Origin of the sequence: Nonomuraea lactucae, assembly GCF_003313395.1 — a bacterium.
Classification (GTDB): Bacteria; Actinomycetota; Actinomycetes; order Streptosporangiales; family Streptosporangiaceae; genus Nonomuraea; species Nonomuraea lactucae.
In genome coordinates this window covers 1-1061 of record NZ_QNFZ01000422.1, presented here as the reverse complement: position 1 = coordinate 1061, position 1061 = coordinate 1, and the positions used below count along the sequence as shown (strand labels likewise).

The window sequence follows — 1061 nt, the reverse complement described above, 5'->3', positions numbered from 1 at the left end:
CCGCGGAGGAGCTGGACCGCCGGCTCGCCGAGCTGTCCGGCGCTCGGGCCCTGGCGGCGGAGGAGCAGCCGCCGCTCACCACCCGCTCGGCCGCCCGGCGGCCCGCGGGGCTGGTGCTGGTGTCGGTCCCGGGCGAGTACGCCTTCGCCGAGGCGGTGGACGCCGTCGAGGCGGGCCTCGACGTGATGGTCTTCAGCGACGGCGTGCCCGTACGGCAGGAGGTGCTGCTCAAGCGGCTGGCGGACGAACGGGACGTCCTCGTCATGGGCCCCGACTGCGGCACGGCTGTGATCGCCGGGGTGGGCCTGGGATTCGCGAACGTGCTCCGTCCCGGACCGGTCGGCGTGGTGGCCGCCTCGGGCACCGGCGCCCAGCAGGTGACCTCGCTCCTGGACCTGGCCGGGACCGGGATCAGCCACGTGCTCGGCGTCGGCGGCAGGGACCTGTCGGCCGAGGTGGGTGGCCTGTCCACGGTGCGCGCCCTGCGGATGCTCGACGCCGACCCGGCCACCGAGCTCATCGTGCTGGTCTCCAAGCCGCCCGACCCCGAGGTGGCGCGGGCCGTACGGGATGTGGTGGCGAGCCTGCGCACGCCAGTCGTCTCCGCGCTGCTGGGGGAACGGGACCTGACGGCGGCGGCTGAGGAGGCCCTGCGCGCGCTCGGCAGGCCCGTCCCCGGGTGGCCACGACGGCCGGAACGCCCGGGCGGCGAACCACCGTTCCGGCGGGACGGCGAACCTCCGGAACGGCGCGACGGCGAACCGCCGGAACGGCGGGGTGCCGGGGCCGCGGGCGGCACGCTGAGAGGCGTCTACTCGGGCGGCACCCTGTGTGAGGAGGCCCGGCTGATCGCGGGACGCGGCGAGTTCGTCGACTACGGCGACGACGCCTACACCCGGGGCCGCGCCCACCCGATGATCGACCCGACGCTGCGGGTGGAGGCGCTCGCGCGGGCCGAGCCCGGTGACGTGGTGCTGCTCGACGTGGTTCTCGGCCACGGCGCCGACCCCGACCCGGCCGCCTCGCTGGCGCCGGCCGTCGGCCGCTGCCCCGCCACGGTG

Annotated in this window: 1 protein-coding gene; it reads left to right on the top strand. The window is 76.9% G+C overall.

What is annotated here, in order from left to right:
- Positions 1–1061 (top strand): FdrA family protein (locus DQW85_RS22340; RefSeq protein WP_113702149.1); only part of this gene is annotated, 1061 nt, incomplete at both ends.